The 15,478-nt window shown below is 37.2% G+C and carries 13 protein-coding genes and 1 pseudogene; all 14 read right to left on the reverse strand.

The window, feature by feature from the left end; all coding sequences use genetic code 11:
- Positions 1-35: 35 nt before the first annotated feature.
- Positions 36-983 carry an Rpn family recombination-promoting nuclease/putative transposase gene (locus tag A4V03_RS10170; protein ID WP_065538807.1) on the reverse strand — a complete coding sequence of 316 codons (948 nt, stop codon included), beginning with the start codon at positions 981-983 and terminating at the stop codon, positions 36-38.
- A gap of 266 nt (positions 984-1,249) precedes the next feature.
- Positions 1,250-2,137: an Rpn family recombination-promoting nuclease/putative transposase gene (locus A4V03_RS10175; RefSeq protein WP_065538808.1), complete on the reverse strand. Its 888-nt coding sequence runs from the start codon at positions 2,135-2,137 to the stop codon at positions 1,250-1,252.
- A gap of 266 nt (positions 2,138-2,403) precedes the next feature.
- A complete protein-coding gene (locus tag A4V03_RS10180) occupies positions 2,404-3,375 on the reverse strand; it encodes an Rpn family recombination-promoting nuclease/putative transposase (RefSeq protein WP_065538809.1) in 972 nt (323 codons plus the stop codon).
- 266 nt (positions 3,376-3,641) lie between these two features.
- A complete protein-coding gene (locus A4V03_RS10185) occupies positions 3,642-4,553 on the reverse strand; it encodes an Rpn family recombination-promoting nuclease/putative transposase (protein WP_065538810.1) in 912 nt (303 codons plus the stop codon).
- Positions 4,554-4,819: 266 nt separating this feature from the next.
- The gene (locus tag A4V03_RS10190) at positions 4,820-5,755 is read right to left on the reverse strand and encodes an Rpn family recombination-promoting nuclease/putative transposase (protein ID WP_065538811.1); all 936 of its coding nucleotides are present in this window, start codon (positions 5,753-5,755) and stop codon (positions 4,820-4,822) included.
- A gap of 374 nt (positions 5,756-6,129) precedes the next feature.
- Positions 6,130-7,218, reverse strand: a complete 1,089-nt coding sequence (locus tag A4V03_RS10195; RefSeq protein WP_065538812.1) for an MraY family glycosyltransferase — start codon at positions 7,216-7,218, stop codon at positions 6,130-6,132.
- A 144-nt stretch (positions 7,219-7,362) separates the two neighbouring features.
- Positions 7,363-7,671 (reverse strand): annotated as a pseudogene (locus A4V03_RS10200) (IS66 family transposase); the annotation flags it as partial.
- 48 nt (positions 7,672-7,719) lie between these two features.
- Positions 7,720-8,787, reverse strand: coding sequence for a DUF1972 domain-containing protein (locus A4V03_RS10205; protein WP_065538813.1), 1,068 nt, complete (start codon positions 8,785-8,787; stop codon positions 7,720-7,722).
- Between the two features lie 19 nt (positions 8,788-8,806).
- Positions 8,807-9,886: a glycosyltransferase family 4 protein gene (locus A4V03_RS10210; protein ID WP_065538814.1), complete on the reverse strand. Its 1,080-nt coding sequence runs from the start codon at positions 9,884-9,886 to the stop codon at positions 8,807-8,809.
- 14 nt (positions 9,887-9,900) lie between these two features.
- A complete protein-coding gene (locus A4V03_RS10215) occupies positions 9,901-10,983 on the reverse strand; it encodes an oligosaccharide repeat unit polymerase (protein ID WP_065538815.1) in 1,083 nt (360 codons plus the stop codon).
- Positions 10,950-12,083, reverse strand: a complete 1,134-nt coding sequence (locus A4V03_RS10220) for a glycosyltransferase family 4 protein (protein ID WP_065538816.1) — start codon at positions 12,081-12,083, stop codon at positions 10,950-10,952. The genes A4V03_RS10215 and A4V03_RS10220 overlap by 34 nt, the downstream gene beginning before the upstream one ends.
- Positions 12,084-12,094: 11 nt before the next feature.
- The gene (locus A4V03_RS10225) at positions 12,095-12,877 is read right to left on the reverse strand and encodes a LicD family protein (RefSeq protein ID WP_065538817.1); all 783 of its coding nucleotides are present in this window, start codon (positions 12,875-12,877) and stop codon (positions 12,095-12,097) included.
- Position 12,878: 1 nt separating this feature from the next.
- The gene (locus A4V03_RS10230) at positions 12,879-13,973 is read right to left on the reverse strand and encodes a CapA family protein (RefSeq protein WP_065538818.1); all 1,095 of its coding nucleotides are present in this window, start codon (positions 13,971-13,973) and stop codon (positions 12,879-12,881) included.
- A gap of 8 nt (positions 13,974-13,981) precedes the next feature.
- On the reverse strand, positions 13,982-15,448 hold the full coding sequence (locus A4V03_RS10235; protein ID WP_065538819.1) for a lipopolysaccharide biosynthesis protein: 1,467 nt from the start codon (positions 15,446-15,448) through the stop codon (positions 13,982-13,984).
- Between the last annotated feature and the right edge of the window lie 30 nt (positions 15,449-15,478).

A 15,478-nucleotide genomic window follows, 5' to 3' on the forward strand; every position in this document is an offset into this window, starting at 1 on the left:
TTTTCTTTTCAGGAAGCAGCCCCCATCCTCCTGTCTTATAAATCTTCAATCTCGATCTCCGACAGACCTGTGCTTTCCATTATAATGGCAGTAGGTATACCTGCCATTTTCAAGCTGCGAGCAACTTCTTTTTTGCCTTCCTTTATGCCTTCCTTTATGCCTTCCTTTATGCCTTCCTTTATGCCTTCCTTTATACCTTCTTTTATACCTTCTTTTTTGCCTTCTTCCAAGCCTTTCTTCATACCTTCTTCCAGCCCTCTCCTCATGCCCCGTCGCTCCGCACTACTGAACAAGGTTTTCTCCACACTGATTATATCCCAAAACTTCTCATAGCCAGCAAGCTGGGCATCGGTAAAAGCAGACTCTTCAAGAGCCTTCACAGCTTTTTTAAGTTCAGGATTTGCCAAAAACTCTTTGGGGACTTCGCGCGTACGTTCGTTGATCTCAGTTAGATAACGCAGCCAAAGAACCTGCATTTTCTTATCACTATAATTTTGAGGAGTAAACTTAGGAAGTTCCACAAATACAAGATGCAGGCCTTCGATCACCTTTTCGGTATGTTCCGTATGAACCAAACGGTAATAATGATAGAACTCATCATCCAAATCCAATTCAAAGATATCGTTCACTAGATTCAGAGAATAAACGGGTTGAAGTAGTTCATAATTCTCACCAGTATCCAGCTGGCGCACGTAAGCCTTGGAAGCGTTGAACAAAACACGCTGTTTAAACTCAGAACTCCATATCATCTGCATTTCAACCAGGAAAATGCGACCCTGATTGTCGCGGCAACGGACATCCACAATACTGTTTTTACGCAAAGGATTGTCAGGGACAAGCTCCACGGGGAGATATTCGATTTCAGTCACCTCCTGACCCGGAGATAAAGGAAGCAAGGCATTCAAAAAGCTCATCACCAAATCGGGGTGCTCGCCGAAGACGCGCTTGAACGTCAAATCGGCTTTAGGGTCTAAGTATCTCATTATATTTTATATAGGCGTTAGTTACTAATATGCGTCAAAGATAAAAAGAATTCCGGGAATTACCACTATCCTAGCCGAACTTAATCGTCGAAATAGAAGTTGATGAGAGATACGCCCATTTTTATCGGATACTTTAAGATTTGCCCTTGATACAGCTATCTGTGGCAAGGGAAAATTCTTCAAAAGGAGAATTTTGATACCCAGGTGCAGTTCAATAACAGAAAAGAAAATCGTTTTTTCTTTTCAGGCAACACTCATCTACCGCTTTACAAATCCTCAATCTCGTTCTCCAACAGACCTGTGCTTTCCATTATAATGGCAGTAGGTATACCTGCCATTTTCAAGCTGCGAGCAACTTCCTTTTTGCCTTCTTTTATACCTTCTTTTTTGCCTTCTTCCAAGCCTTTCTTCATACCTTCTTCCAGTCCTCTCCTCATGCCCCGTCGCTCCGCACTACTGAACAAGGTTTTCTCCACACTGATTATATCCCAAAACTTCTCATAGCCAGCAAGCTGGGCATCGGTAAAAGCAGACTCTTCAAGAGCCTTCACAGCTTTTTTAAGTTCAGGATTTGCCAAAAACTCTTTGGGGACTTCGCGCGTACGTTCGTTGATCTCAGTTAGATAACGCAGCCAAAGAACCTGCATTTTCTTTTCACTATAATTTTGAGGAGTAAACTTAGGAAGTTCCACAAATACCAGGTGCAGGCCTTCGATCACCTTTTCGGTATGTTCAGTATGAACCAAACGGTAATAATGATAGAACTCATCATCCAAATCCAATTCAAAGATATCGTTCACCAGATTCAGAGAATAAACGGGTTGAAGCAGTTCATAATTCTCCCCCGTATCCAGCTGGCGAACGTAAGCTTTGGAAGCGTTGAACAAAACACGCTGTTTAAACTCAGAACTCCATATCATCTGCATTTCAACCAAGAAAATGCGACCCTGATTGTCGCGGCAACGGACATCTACAATACTGTTCTTACGCAAAGGATTGTCAGGAACAAGCTCCACGGGAAGATATTCGATTTCAGTCACCTCCTGCCCCGGAGATAAAGGAAGCAAGGCATTCAAAAAGCTCATCACCAAATCGGGATGCTCGCCGAAGACGCGCTTGAACGTCAAATCGGCTTTAGGGTCTAAGTATCTCATTATATTTTATATAGGCGTTAGTTACTAATATGCGTCAAAGATAAAAAGAATTCCGGGAATTACCACTATCCTAGCCGAACTTAATCTCTGAAAGATAAGTTTATGAGAGATACGCCCATTTTTATCGGATACTTTAAGATTTGCCCTTGATACAGCTATCTGTGGCAGGGGCAAATTCTTCAAAAGGAGAATTTTGATACCCAAGTGCAGTTCAATAACAGAAAAGAAAATCGTTTTTTCTTTTCAGGCAACACTCATCTACCGCCTTATAAATCCTCAATCTCGATCTCCGACAGACCTGTGCTTTCCATAATAATGGCAGTAGGTATACCTGCCATTTTCAAGCTACGAGCAACTTCCTTTTTGCCTTCTTTTATACCTTCTTTTATACCTTCTTTTATACCTTCTTTTATACCTTCTTTTTTGCCTTCCTTTATACCTTCCTTTATGCCTTCTTTTATACCTTCTTTTTTGCCTTCTTCCAAGCCTTTCTTCATACCTTCTTCCAGCCCTCTCCTCATGCCCCGTCGCTCCGCACTACTGAACAAGGTTTTCTCCACACTGATTATATCCCAAAACTTCTCATAGCCAGCCAACTGGGCATCGGTAAAAGCAGACTCTTCAAGAGCCTTGACAGCTTTTTTAAGTTCAGGATTTGCCAAAAACTCTTTGGGGACTTCGCGCGTACGTTCGTTGATCTCCGTTAGATAACGCAACCAAAGAACCTGCATTTTCTTCTCACTATAATTTTGAGGAGTAAACTTAGGAAGTTCCACAAATACCAGGTGCAGGCCTTCGATCACCTTTTCGGTATGTTCAGTATGAACCAAACGGTAATAATGATAGAACTCATCATCCAAATCCAATTCAAAGATATCGTTCACTAGATTCAGAGAATACACGGGTTGAAGCAGTTCATAATTCTCCCCCGTATCCAGCTGGCGAACGTAAGCTTTGGAAGCGTTGAACAAAACACGCTGCTTAAACTCAGAACTCCATATCATCTGCATTTCAACCAAAAAAATGCGACCCTGATTGTCGCGGCAACGGACATCTACAATACTATTTTTACGCAAAGGATTGTCAGGGACAAGCTCCACGGGGAGATATTCGATTTCAGTCACCTCCTGACCCGGAGATAAAGGAAGCAAGGCATTCAAAAAGCTCATCACCAAATCGGGATGCTCGCCGAAGACGCGCTTGAACGTCAAATCGGCTTTAGGGTCTAAGTATCTCATTATATTTTATATAGGCGTTAGTTACTAATATGCGTCAAAGATAAAAAGAATTCCGGGAATTACCATTATCCTAGCCGAACTTAATCGTCGAAATAGAAGTTGATGAGAGATACGCCCATTTTTATCGGATACTTTAAGATTTGCCCTTGATACAGCTATCTGTGGCAGGGGCAAATTCTTCAAAAGGAGAGTTTTGATACCCAGGTGCAGTTCAATAACAGAAAAGAAAATCGTTTTTTCTTTTCAGGCAACACTCATCTACCGCTTTACAAATCCTCAATCTCCACCTCCGACAGACCTGTGCTTTCCATAATAATGGCAGTAGGTATACCTGCCATTTTCAAGCTGCGAGCAACTTCTTTTTTGCCTTCCTTTATGCCTTCCTTTATACCTTCTTTTATACCTTCTTTTTTGCCTTCTTCCAAGCCTTTCTTCATACCTTCTTCCAGTCCTCTCCTCATGCCCCGTCGCTCCGCACTACTGAACAAGGTTTTCTCCACACTGATTATATCCCAAAACTTCTCATAGCCAGCAAGCTGGGCATCGGTAAAAGCAGACTCTTCAAGAGCCTTCACAGCTTTTTTAAGTTCAGGATTTGCCAAAAACTCTTTGGGGACTTCGCGCGTACGTTCGTTGATCTCAGTTAGATAACGCAGCCAAAGAACCTGCATTTTCTTATCACTATAATTTTGAGGAGTAAACTTAGGAAGTTCCACAAATACAAGATGCAGGCCCTCGATCACCTTTTCGGTATGTTCAGTATGAACCAAACGGTAATAATGATAGAACTCATCATCCAAATCCAATTCAAAGATATCGTTCACCAGATTCAGAGAATACACAGGTTGCAGCAGTTCATAATTCTCCCCCGTATCCAGCTGGCGAACGTAAGCTTTGGAAGCGTTGAACAAAACACGCTGCTTGAACTCAGAACTCCATATCATCTGCATTTCAACCAGAAAAATGCGACCCTGATTGTCGCGGCAACGGACATCTACAATACTGTTCTTACGCAAAGGATTGTCAGGGACAAGCTCCACGGGGAGATATTCGATTTCAGTCACCTCCTGACCCGGAGATAAAGGAAGCAAGGCATTCAAGAAGCTCATCACCAAATCGGGATGCTCGCCGAAGACGCGCTTGAACGTCAAATCGGCTTTAGGGTCTAAGTATCTCATTATATTTTATATAGGCGTTAGTTACTAATATGCGTCAAAGATAAAAAGAATTCCGGGAATTACCACTATCCTAGCCGAACTTAATCTCTGAAAGATAAGTTTATGAGAGATACGCCCATTTTTATCGGATACTTTAAGATTTGCCCTTGATACAGCTATCTGTGGCAGGGGCAAATTCTTCAAAAGGAGAATTTTGATACCCAAGTGCAGTTCAATAACAGAAAAGAAAATCGTTTTTTCTTTTCAGGCAACACTCATCTACCGCTTTACAAATCCTCAATCTCCACCTCCGACAGACCTGTGCTTTCCATAATAATGGCAGTAGGTATACCTGCCATTTTCAAGCTGCGAGCAACTTCCTTTTTGCCTTCTTTTATGCCTTCTTTTATACCTTCTTTTATACCTTCTTTTTTGCCTTCCTTTATACCTTCTTTTTTGCCTTCTTCCAAGCCTTTCTTCATACCTTCTTCCAGTCCTCTCCTCATGCCCCGTCGCTCCGCACTACTGAACAAGGTTTTCTCCACACTGATTATATCCCAAAACTTCTCATAGCCAGCAAGCTGGGCATCGGTAAAAGCAGACTCTTCAAGAGCCTTCACAGCTTTTTTAAGTTCAGGATTTGCCAAAAACTCTTTGGGGACTTCGCGCGTACGTTCGTTGATCTCAGTTAGATAACGCAGCCAAAGAACCTGCATTTTCTTATCACTATAATTTTGAGGAGTAAACTTAGGAAGTTCCACAAATACAAGATGCAGGCCTTCGATCACCTTTTCGGTATGTTCCGTATGAACCAAACGGTAATAATGATAGAACTCATCATCCAAATCCAATTCAAAGATATCGTTCACCAGATTCAGAGAATAAACGGGTTGAAGCAGTTCATAATTCTCCCCCGTATCCAGCTGGCGAACGTAAGCTTTGGAAGCGTTGAACAAAACACGCTGTTTAAACTCAGAACTCCATATCATCTGCATTTCAACCAAAAAAATGCGACCCTGATTGTCGCGGCAACGGACATCTACAATACTGTTCTTACGCAATGGATTGTCAGGGACAAGCTCCACGGGGAGATATTCGATTTCAGTCACCTCCTGACCCGGAGATAAAGGAAGCAAGGCATTCAAAAAGCTCATCACCAAATCGGGATGCTCGCCGAAGACGCGCTTGAACGTCAAATCGGCTTTAGGGTCTAAGTATCTCATTATATTTTATATAGGCGTTAGTTACTAATATGCGTCAAAGATAAAAAGAATTCCGGGAATTACCACTATCCTAGCCGAACTTAATCGTCGAAATAGAAGTTGATGAGAGGATGACATACAAAAATATCAACGATCTTCACAGACCGTTGATATAGTGGGAAATTCACATCGGCTTTAACCTCCGATGCCAGGGCGTAGATCAGAAATGCACCGTCGTGCTATTTCTGATCCACCATGTAGGGAATCATGTTTTTACAGCATGAAACTAGGGACCTACATTTTCTTCATCTCAACATACGAAACACTCACGTGTTCATTTCACATTTTCAACATATTTCACGTTTTCAACATAGTCAACAAATTCAATATTTATTTTATACCATTTTTATTCTTTTCATCCACCAAATATTCAACCCGATCCATACCAGCATATCCAGTAACAGCATCACCGTATTCTCCACATAAGGAATCAGCCAGATATTCAAACCGCTGAGGATGCAAGACAACAGAAGAATCATCAGCAATGCTTGACGAACCGTAAAGCCCATTTTCAAGAACAAGTGATGAATGTGCGTCTTGTCAGGTTCGAAAGGATTCCGCCCTTTATACATACGGACGATAGCAACGCGGATAGCATCGAAAACAGGTACCAGCAGCGTGCTGAAAGCAATCACCAACGGACCGTGTTCCTTAGGGATGCCATCGAGATTCTGACTATACTTGATGGCAAGGAAACTCAGGATGTAACCCAACGTCAGACTGCCCGTATCGCCCATAAAGATCTTACGCGCACGCTCAGCCTTACCAAAAACATTGTAATAGAAAAACGGAACCAGCACACCGAACGAGCTGAAAGCGATCAGACTGCAACTCCACATCTCACGCTCTAAAAACAATGCCCCCAACACCACTAACGACACGCTACTTAACCCCGAAGCAAGACCATCGATACCATCAATCAGATTGATGGCGTTCGTGATGAGAATCACTACCAGCACTGTGAGCAGCCCTCCCCAAAACTGAGGAATCATGCCCAAACCGAACAAACCGTAAAGGTCGTTTATCCAAAGTCCGCTCAACGGAAACAGGCAGGCACTCACTAACTGCACTGCCATCTTATTGCCGTAACGAACACCAATCAAGTCGTCGGCAATACCCGTCAGGTAAAGCAGAACCAGTCCGCAGACAAGCAGCAACATCTCCGACAAGATGCGGTCGTCGTGAAGCGTGGAGACATAATAGCCGAACAGGTTGTAGAAAGCCAGCACTCCGCAACAAGAAAACAGGATGGTAGGGAAAAAAGAGACTCCGCCCAGACGGGGGATCGCACCTTTGTGAACCTTGCGCTCTTCCTGAGAATCGAACAGTTTCTTCCGATAGGATATCAGCAGGATGCGAGGGATAATCATACGGGCGATGAAAACGGAAATCAGAAAGGCCAATGCCATTAGTAGATATTTCATGATTTTAGGACGTTATGGGGTTAATACTAGATAAATTTTCATTCTATGCAAAAAAACATATAAGCACTCAATTTAGGGATACTCCTTTGGAAGGGCACATTATTGCATCCTAAACCAAGTTTTGTTAATTAATTAGTCTTGAATTTAACATTGGCTGGCAGCCCAAGTGATTTTGTCAGAAACCATGTTAACATAATCCCTGCACCCGTTAAAGATATTTTTGAAAAAAGTTCCGATGAAGTTCCAGATAGAACTACCATGAAGCTTTACCGTTCCTATCACACTGTGATAAGTTGCTGCCATCTCTGCTCCAGCATCACTACCATAATGAAGTGAATTGTTGCGTTGAGTAGTCAGCTTTCGAATGGTTCGCTCTGCCGGATTGTTGTCTATCGTAAACTCCCTCGTCATCCCAAAAACAAATACCTCTTTCCAGAATCGATTCAGATAACTAAAAACTTTCGTATAATTAAAAAAAACAGACATTCTTTCATTGTAGTATTAATACAAAGCCTCATATTGCGACGCTATCATTTTCCAAGTATATTCTTTTTGAGCAATACTTCGCATTGCATCACCACATAAATCCGTGCGTTTTAGCAAATCAACAAGTTCACAGACATCCTTCCAGTAATAGGCTTCATTCTGCGTACTAGCGCGATTATATACAACATCATAGCATAAGATAGGACACCCAAAGAACATAGCTTCTACTAGAGATGGATTTGTACCTCCTGCACTATGACCGTGAATATACATCTCTGCGTTTTTTCTTAAAGCATACAAAATGTCTATATCATATATTGGATCTTGAATGATGATATTCGGGAACTTACTATACTTCTCTTTTAAGTTACGTCCGTACTCACTACGATTCCAGTTCCCGATAAAAATAAGTTTCTTATCAGTCTTTGAGAAAGCCTCAAGTGTATTATGACAATTGTTTTCCGGCTCTATTCTACATACAGTGATAGCATAATCATTGGGGATTAATGCAAACTTTCTTAAAATATCATCTTCAAACCTAGGTTCAATATCTCGAATCACATGATCGCCTCCGTATGCAATAAGCACAGAATCTTTTCCATATTCCTCTTTTACATAATCCTGTATTCCCTTGTTGTCAGCAATTATGACATCAGCATATTTTACCGCCATCTTCTCAGAAATCTTAAGATACCATTTTGCAGCTTTACTCCATTTATTACGGCGATGTTCCAGCCCATCAATGTTCATCACTAGTTTCTTCTTGGAAAACAGCCTAAAAAAAGGAAATATCAGGGAGCCTGATACTCCCAGAACTAAGATCACATCTGTTTCTTTTGGCACTTTTAATAGGCTGAGCATATCGTATGGTATACTTTGAATACCATTCGCGCTGAGAGGTATATATTTTAGTTTTGCACTCTTATATTCATTTATTTGTTGCGGTAAGTCCTTGCTACTACAAAATACCGTATAGTTCATATTAGGAGATTTATTCTCTCCAATAATATTTTCAACGAGAGACTCAAAACCTCCATAATTGGCGGGAACCCCTTGAGTTCCTACGATTGTAATATTTTTCATGATTGATTATAATTACTATTTATTGCACCAAAATTGTTTCAATTCCTTCGCACATATATTTGTTTGAATACAATGCTGCTGTTGTTAATGCACCTTTTGCCAATTCAGAATAAATGTCTATGTCAGAAAGCATATACTTGATTCTATCCGCAATAATATCAAGTTGTTGCACATCTATTTTATATCCGTTTATATCATCATCGACCAATTCTGCTATTCCACCAACCGTCGGTACTATTACAGGTATGCCTGCTGACATACCTTCGAGAGCGGTCATTCCAAAAGTCTCTATAAATTTTTTTCTATTCGACAAATTCAATAGAATTGAAGCTTCATTATAAAATCGACTTATATCTGACTGACGAGGATAAATCTTAATGTTATTAGGAACCTTTATATTATACTTTGATATAAAATTCTCTATAGCAGTCTGAGTATCATTCAAAACTAATGTGAATTTATACAAAGGAAGTTTTTGTGCTAATGTTATAAATTCAATCGGACTTTTATAAAGAACTAATGAAGAAACCATTAATATATTTTTCTTATTAAATGCCTTATTCATATTTGGAACCAACTTACATATAAATGATTCTGGAAGTGCATTATAAACGACCGAGATATTATTACTTTGAGGCAAGAACGAACGCTGATATTTTGATACACATATTATTTCATCAGCAATGATTAACATTATACGATAAAGCACTCTGTAAAAAGAACTTTTAATAAAAGCATTCTCGTGATAATGATATACCACCTTCTTATTTAAAAGCCGACCAGCTATAGCTGCACCTACTGGCATAATTGTATTTATATAAAATACAGAAGAATCCTGATATTTTAATGCCTTCAAAAAGAGGGATACTTGAGCGTATATGAAATGGCATATCCATAAAAACTTATTACTAGAAGGATGATAATTAAAATACTCATAATTCAAATTATCAACTTCAAATAAATCATTTAAAACACCATTTGTCTTAGAAGTAACAATAGTTACCTTATGTTTTTTATCAAGCAACCCTTCTACTATATTACGTAATACTTTAGGGCTACCACTGTAATCGTTGTATAAATGGAAACAAGTAATATTCATATACTTTATTAGTCTTAATAAAGGGGAATTCTCTTATTTAAATATGTTTTGTACAGAAGAATCCAGATAATCATGTTCCCGAAAATCAAAACAAATGTCAAAACTGACTCTGTCAAAGCTACGGTAAAAACACTCGCCATAAGTGGAACAATAGCAGATAATTGATTTTTATCAGCTTTACGTATAAAATTAAAATACAATAAAACAAACAACGAAAAAGGAATGACTCCTCCCTCAAACAGAAGATGAAGAAAAGAACTATCTATAGTCTCTGTGTTTATTAGATCCGTACCAATCAAATAGTCAAAGTAACCAACTAATGACAACAGTTTGTTATAAAGATCTAAGCGTCCTGAAAATAATAAATTTACTTCTGGGTATGAGATGTAATTCTGAGAGAAATAAAATACTGCACTAAAAATTAATATAGGAGTTGTTATTAATAAAAATTTTAATATTAGAGGATATCGTGCCCACAATTTACCTAAAACTCTAAATATCAATAGAATTAAAACAGACATAAAAAAAGTTCTAGATCCTGTATATGAAAAAACCATCCATGCTATCATTCCAATAATGAATAGATATTTCTTATAATAAATCCCCTTATATAAGTATAAATTGATTATGAAGGAGTATATGAATAAAGCAAATGTATTTGGATTACCCATACCATAATCGTATCTAATACGCATATCCAGTACTGTCTGTTGAAATAGTTCTGATGTTGTAATTCCAAAGAACAAACAAATTGATGATAAAAAAAATATTATTAATTGAGCCGAAAGATTATGGAATAATATAGTTTTTAATGATAGTTGAGATACGATATAAGTAGATAATAATATCACAAATATATTACGAGCTGCTACGTTCAGAATACAGACACCCAAAATAGGTATTAAAATAAGAAATGAATACTTTACCCTCTTATAGTCAATTCCCAATAGTAAAAACACATACAACAATACATTCATTATGACAGACTCTATATCCAGTACAATCTGCAAAAAGAATTTAAAATGAATAAAATACACCAATAATATTGCATATTTATCAGTTGCTACTGAATAGTACTTTTGTACAAACTTATCCATTTTCCCATTATATTATCTAAGTTGAATTTTGCCGCTTTCTCTATTGCACTCTTACTCATTGAGGATCTAATATGCGAGTTCTTCATTAGATGTGTCATGGCGTCTGCTAACGCTGAGATATCCCCATTGTTGACTAAAATGCCATCTTCTCCATCAGAAATTATTTCTTTAGGTCCAGACTTGCAATCAAAAGAAACGACAGGTAATCCACATTCCATTGCTTCTATTATTACTAATCCAAAACCTTCAAACCGAGAACTTAATACATAAAAGTCGGAATTTACAAACTGTTCGGAAATATTCTCATCAAATGGATTTATTTGAACATTTTTGAGTTTCTTTCCCTCTATTATAGATTGTAGGTTACTATATTCTTCTCCTTCTCCATAAATAGCTAATGACCAATCTGGGAACAAAGGGAAAATCAATTCCCATGCATGCAAAAGTAAATCAAATCCTTTTTCCTTGGTTAAACGACCAGCAGCAACTACCCTTTTTGTATTTCCTTCAGACTTATATTCCTTTACAAATGACAAAGGATTGGGTATTATATGTTTTTTTACACCATCTGACCACAACGAGGCATCTTCTTGAGTTAGCGTCACTAACACATCCAATTTCTTCACATTATGACCAAGTTCAAAATCTCTATATTTAGCTATAGTATGTCGAAGAATATTTTTAGAATTATTTTTAACGAAAGAATATCGGAAATTTCGGTTAAAATGGTTTTCACCGATTTTGATACTTCCATCATTCAAATCTGAAAGGAAATCTATTTCATGAGACAATAAGGATGTTACTATATCAGGTTTTATTTCTTGTATAACAGACCATAATTTAGCTTTATATAACTTCAGCTTGCTTTTATAATTTAAGAGTTTCGACAAAAATGTTTTCTCCTCATTAAAATTAATGTTCAAATTAATTATAGAAATTTTTGAGTTAAGATCAAAAAATGGTTTTCTTATTTGATCCTCAGTAGTAACAATATAGAGTTCATAGGAAGTACGCTCTGCTAGATAATTCAGCCTAGTAGTTAACACCCTTTCTGTTCCACCACAATTTGTTAATGATGGAATGCAATATAATAGACGCATAACACTAATAATTATATATGAGATACAATGTTGTTCTCATTGGGCATTTTCATATAGTCGCCAAAAATCTTTTGAAGATAAGCATGAGAATCCTTTGGAGCATTAAACTTATAGCCTTCAAATTCAATTTTTGTTAAAGGGAAAATATCCTCCATTGTACGATATCTATGAAACCCAGAACCATAAGTTTGAAATAACTTTGAATCGGGACGGAAAAACATGCACAAGCGAAAGAATGGATATACTAAGTGGGTTAATGTATTATATACCAAAGACAAATATAACTTAGGAGTTGATTTATAGCAAGATCTCCCTAAACACAATCTATAATGAAGCCACTTAGATATTTTCGAGAAGAAAAGAGAACCTTTCTCTATGCAAAATACATCAATATATACCCCATGATATTTATACCTGATATCTGTATTACATACTTCTTTTATAGGGTAACGTTCATCTCTAACTTTTGAAAAAGGCCAATAATAACATTTATCAGTCTTATGATTCTGTAGCTTAAAGTTTTCCGGTAAATATTGCGGTATGATTTCATTGAATTTCTTAAAGTCATCTCTAAGCATTTCTATGTCAACATCATCATCCCATGGTATGAAACCTTTATGACGAACGGCACCTAATAATGTACCACTTGACAACCAATAATTTATATCGTGTTCCCTACATATAATGTCGACAATTTTAAGAATCTCCAATGTTCTTAATTGGTGTTGACGTAACTGTGAACCTTCAGGATTATATTTAGCACGCAAATCATTCTGCAATTTTTCGTCTATCATGTCATTTCTTGATTAAAAACAATAAACTGTTTACTTTAGCCATCAATTTCCCAATTAGAGTCCCCCCATTGTATAAAGGCGATGAAACAATAATACTCAATAAAGACAACTTTCTATCTAATTTTTTATTCGTATACAACTCTACAATATTATCTCGTCTTAAGATAGATAGCCGAGAAGAAATATTAAAATCTTTAGAAATTACAACTTCTACCATAAGACCAACTCTAGAGGCTTCTCTCCACACTCTTTTCAGTGGATTCTTAATAGGGAATGGGTAATCATAGGTAATATTCATCGAATGGTTGTCCCCTACAACAGACGGATACCATATTGGGCGGGGAGGATACATATAGAAGTCAGGGAACAAGAAATTCCCCAAACCATAAAATATATGTTTCTTTTTATACCTTATGCTTGGCTGAACGATATGAGCATGGCTGCCAATAATCAAGTCGGCACCAGCATCAATCATCATCTTACCATAATCTTTCATTTTTTTAGTAGGAAAACGATTATACTCTACCCCCCAATGAGGTAAGATTACCACAAAATCACACTTTTCTTTATATTTTTTTATGTCTGCAACAGCAGAATCTATATTCAGCGGATTTATACCGTATGAATTTTCAGTTGCAATTGGCACATAGCCAATAGTGGGAAAATCATAATCACAATATGCAAGAAATGCTATTGTCTTCCCATGCATTTCAATCAAAACAGGGCGTCTCGCTTCTTCTATATTTCGACCAGCTCCACAATAACAGATTTTGTTTTCTCCAAGCAACTTAATGGTATTCTCAAAACCTTCAAATCCTAAGTCAAAAATATGATTGTTCGCTAAAGATACAATATTAATATTCAATTCTACAATTTTAGCAATCGATTCATTTTTTGAATATATGATATTACATCTCCCTTTCATTTTGATTTCGTCAAAGGAGATATTATCTCCTATTGCAACCTCAAGAGTTGCCACACGTAAATCAAACCCCGACAAGTACTCTTTTATAGAATCTGTATAGAATCGATCTTGATATGCCAATACTCCACCTGGCATTATATCACCAACAAATGATATATGTAAATCTTTCATAAATGCATTTATAACCTTTTATTAACAACTCTATGAAGCAAATCTTTTGTGATATTAGAAATCAATGTCAACGTCCTTATATTAGATACATACGATAGCAATAGATATATAGAAATATAAGCTACTAACATTATTAAATACCAAACAAATCCATTGATAGACACATAACATTTAATGGCATATACACATATGTATGTAACACCATTAATCAATATTATTGACAGTAAATCAGTAAGTTGCTCCAATAGTTTGTACCCAATATACTGATGCACCATTATAGAGTTGTATAAACAGATAAAGAATGATGATACAACCATTCCCCATAATAAACCTTCAATGCCACCTACTTTCAGACCTACAATTAGTGAAGCTACGGAGACACTGCGCTTGATTACTGTGGATACAAATAAATTCTTACTACGTCCAATGGAAGCTACTGCATTATAATTCACATTCTGTATGCTGATAGCTATACCTTGAAATGCCAAAATTTCAAGATAAGGTACGGCAGGCAGCCATTCAACTCCTAACAGCAGACTGATAATTGGTTTAGCAAACAAATTTAACAGAAGCATCAAAGGTGTCACTACATATAACAATAAGGAGTTGAACTGTGACAACATTTTTTTTAATTCATCATTTTTATCCTTTACTTCAACCAATACAGGATAAGTCACTTGCCCGACAACAGTTTCTATACTTGAAGAAAAAACATCTTCCAACTTCTTGGCTTGTGTGAAATATCCCATAGATGAAGCATTGAAAAATTTTCCTATCAATAATCCGTTCAAGTTGTTGCAAAAAGCATTGAGTAAACTGGATAAAAGAATAAATGAACCGAAACCGAAAAGTTCCTTAAATGATCTTGCTGAAAAAGTTCGACTAGGACGCCATGAACCATGTATCCAATATAGTAGAGTAGAAACAAAAGATAAAACTATTTGTTGAGCCACCAAACTCCAAACTCCATACCCCATATAGGCCATCACTATTGCGACTATGACAGAGACTATTGATGCGGTCAGCGTAATATGTGCAATAGATTTGAATTTGAGCTGTTTTCGTAATTGATTGTTCTGTATGATACCAAGCGCATTTATAATAAGAATAATCCCTTCAACTTGTAGAATTTTTGATAATATTTCAATATTATAAAAGTCTGCTATTAGCGGCGCGCAAAGAAATAATATTGCGTAAAGTACAATACTTAAAAAGACATTCCAATAAAAAATAGTAGAGTAATCCTCTTGTGTAGGACGTTTTTTCTGTATCAGTGCAGAACCAAAACCGCCATCAATGAATGTATTAGATAATGCAATGAATATGGTTAGCATTCCGATACACCCATAATCATCCGGAGTTAAAAGACGAGCAAATATTATATTGGATATAAAACTCACTCCCATCGAACCAAAACGTTGAAGAAAACTCCAAATCATGCCTGATATCGTTTGTTGTTTCAGTGATATTGCCATGTTTGTTTTTTGTCAGCACAAAAGAATTTA

Source organism: Bacteroides caecimuris, from assembly GCF_001688725.2.
GTDB classification, from domain to species: domain Bacteria; phylum Bacteroidota; class Bacteroidia; order Bacteroidales; family Bacteroidaceae; genus Bacteroides; species Bacteroides caecimuris.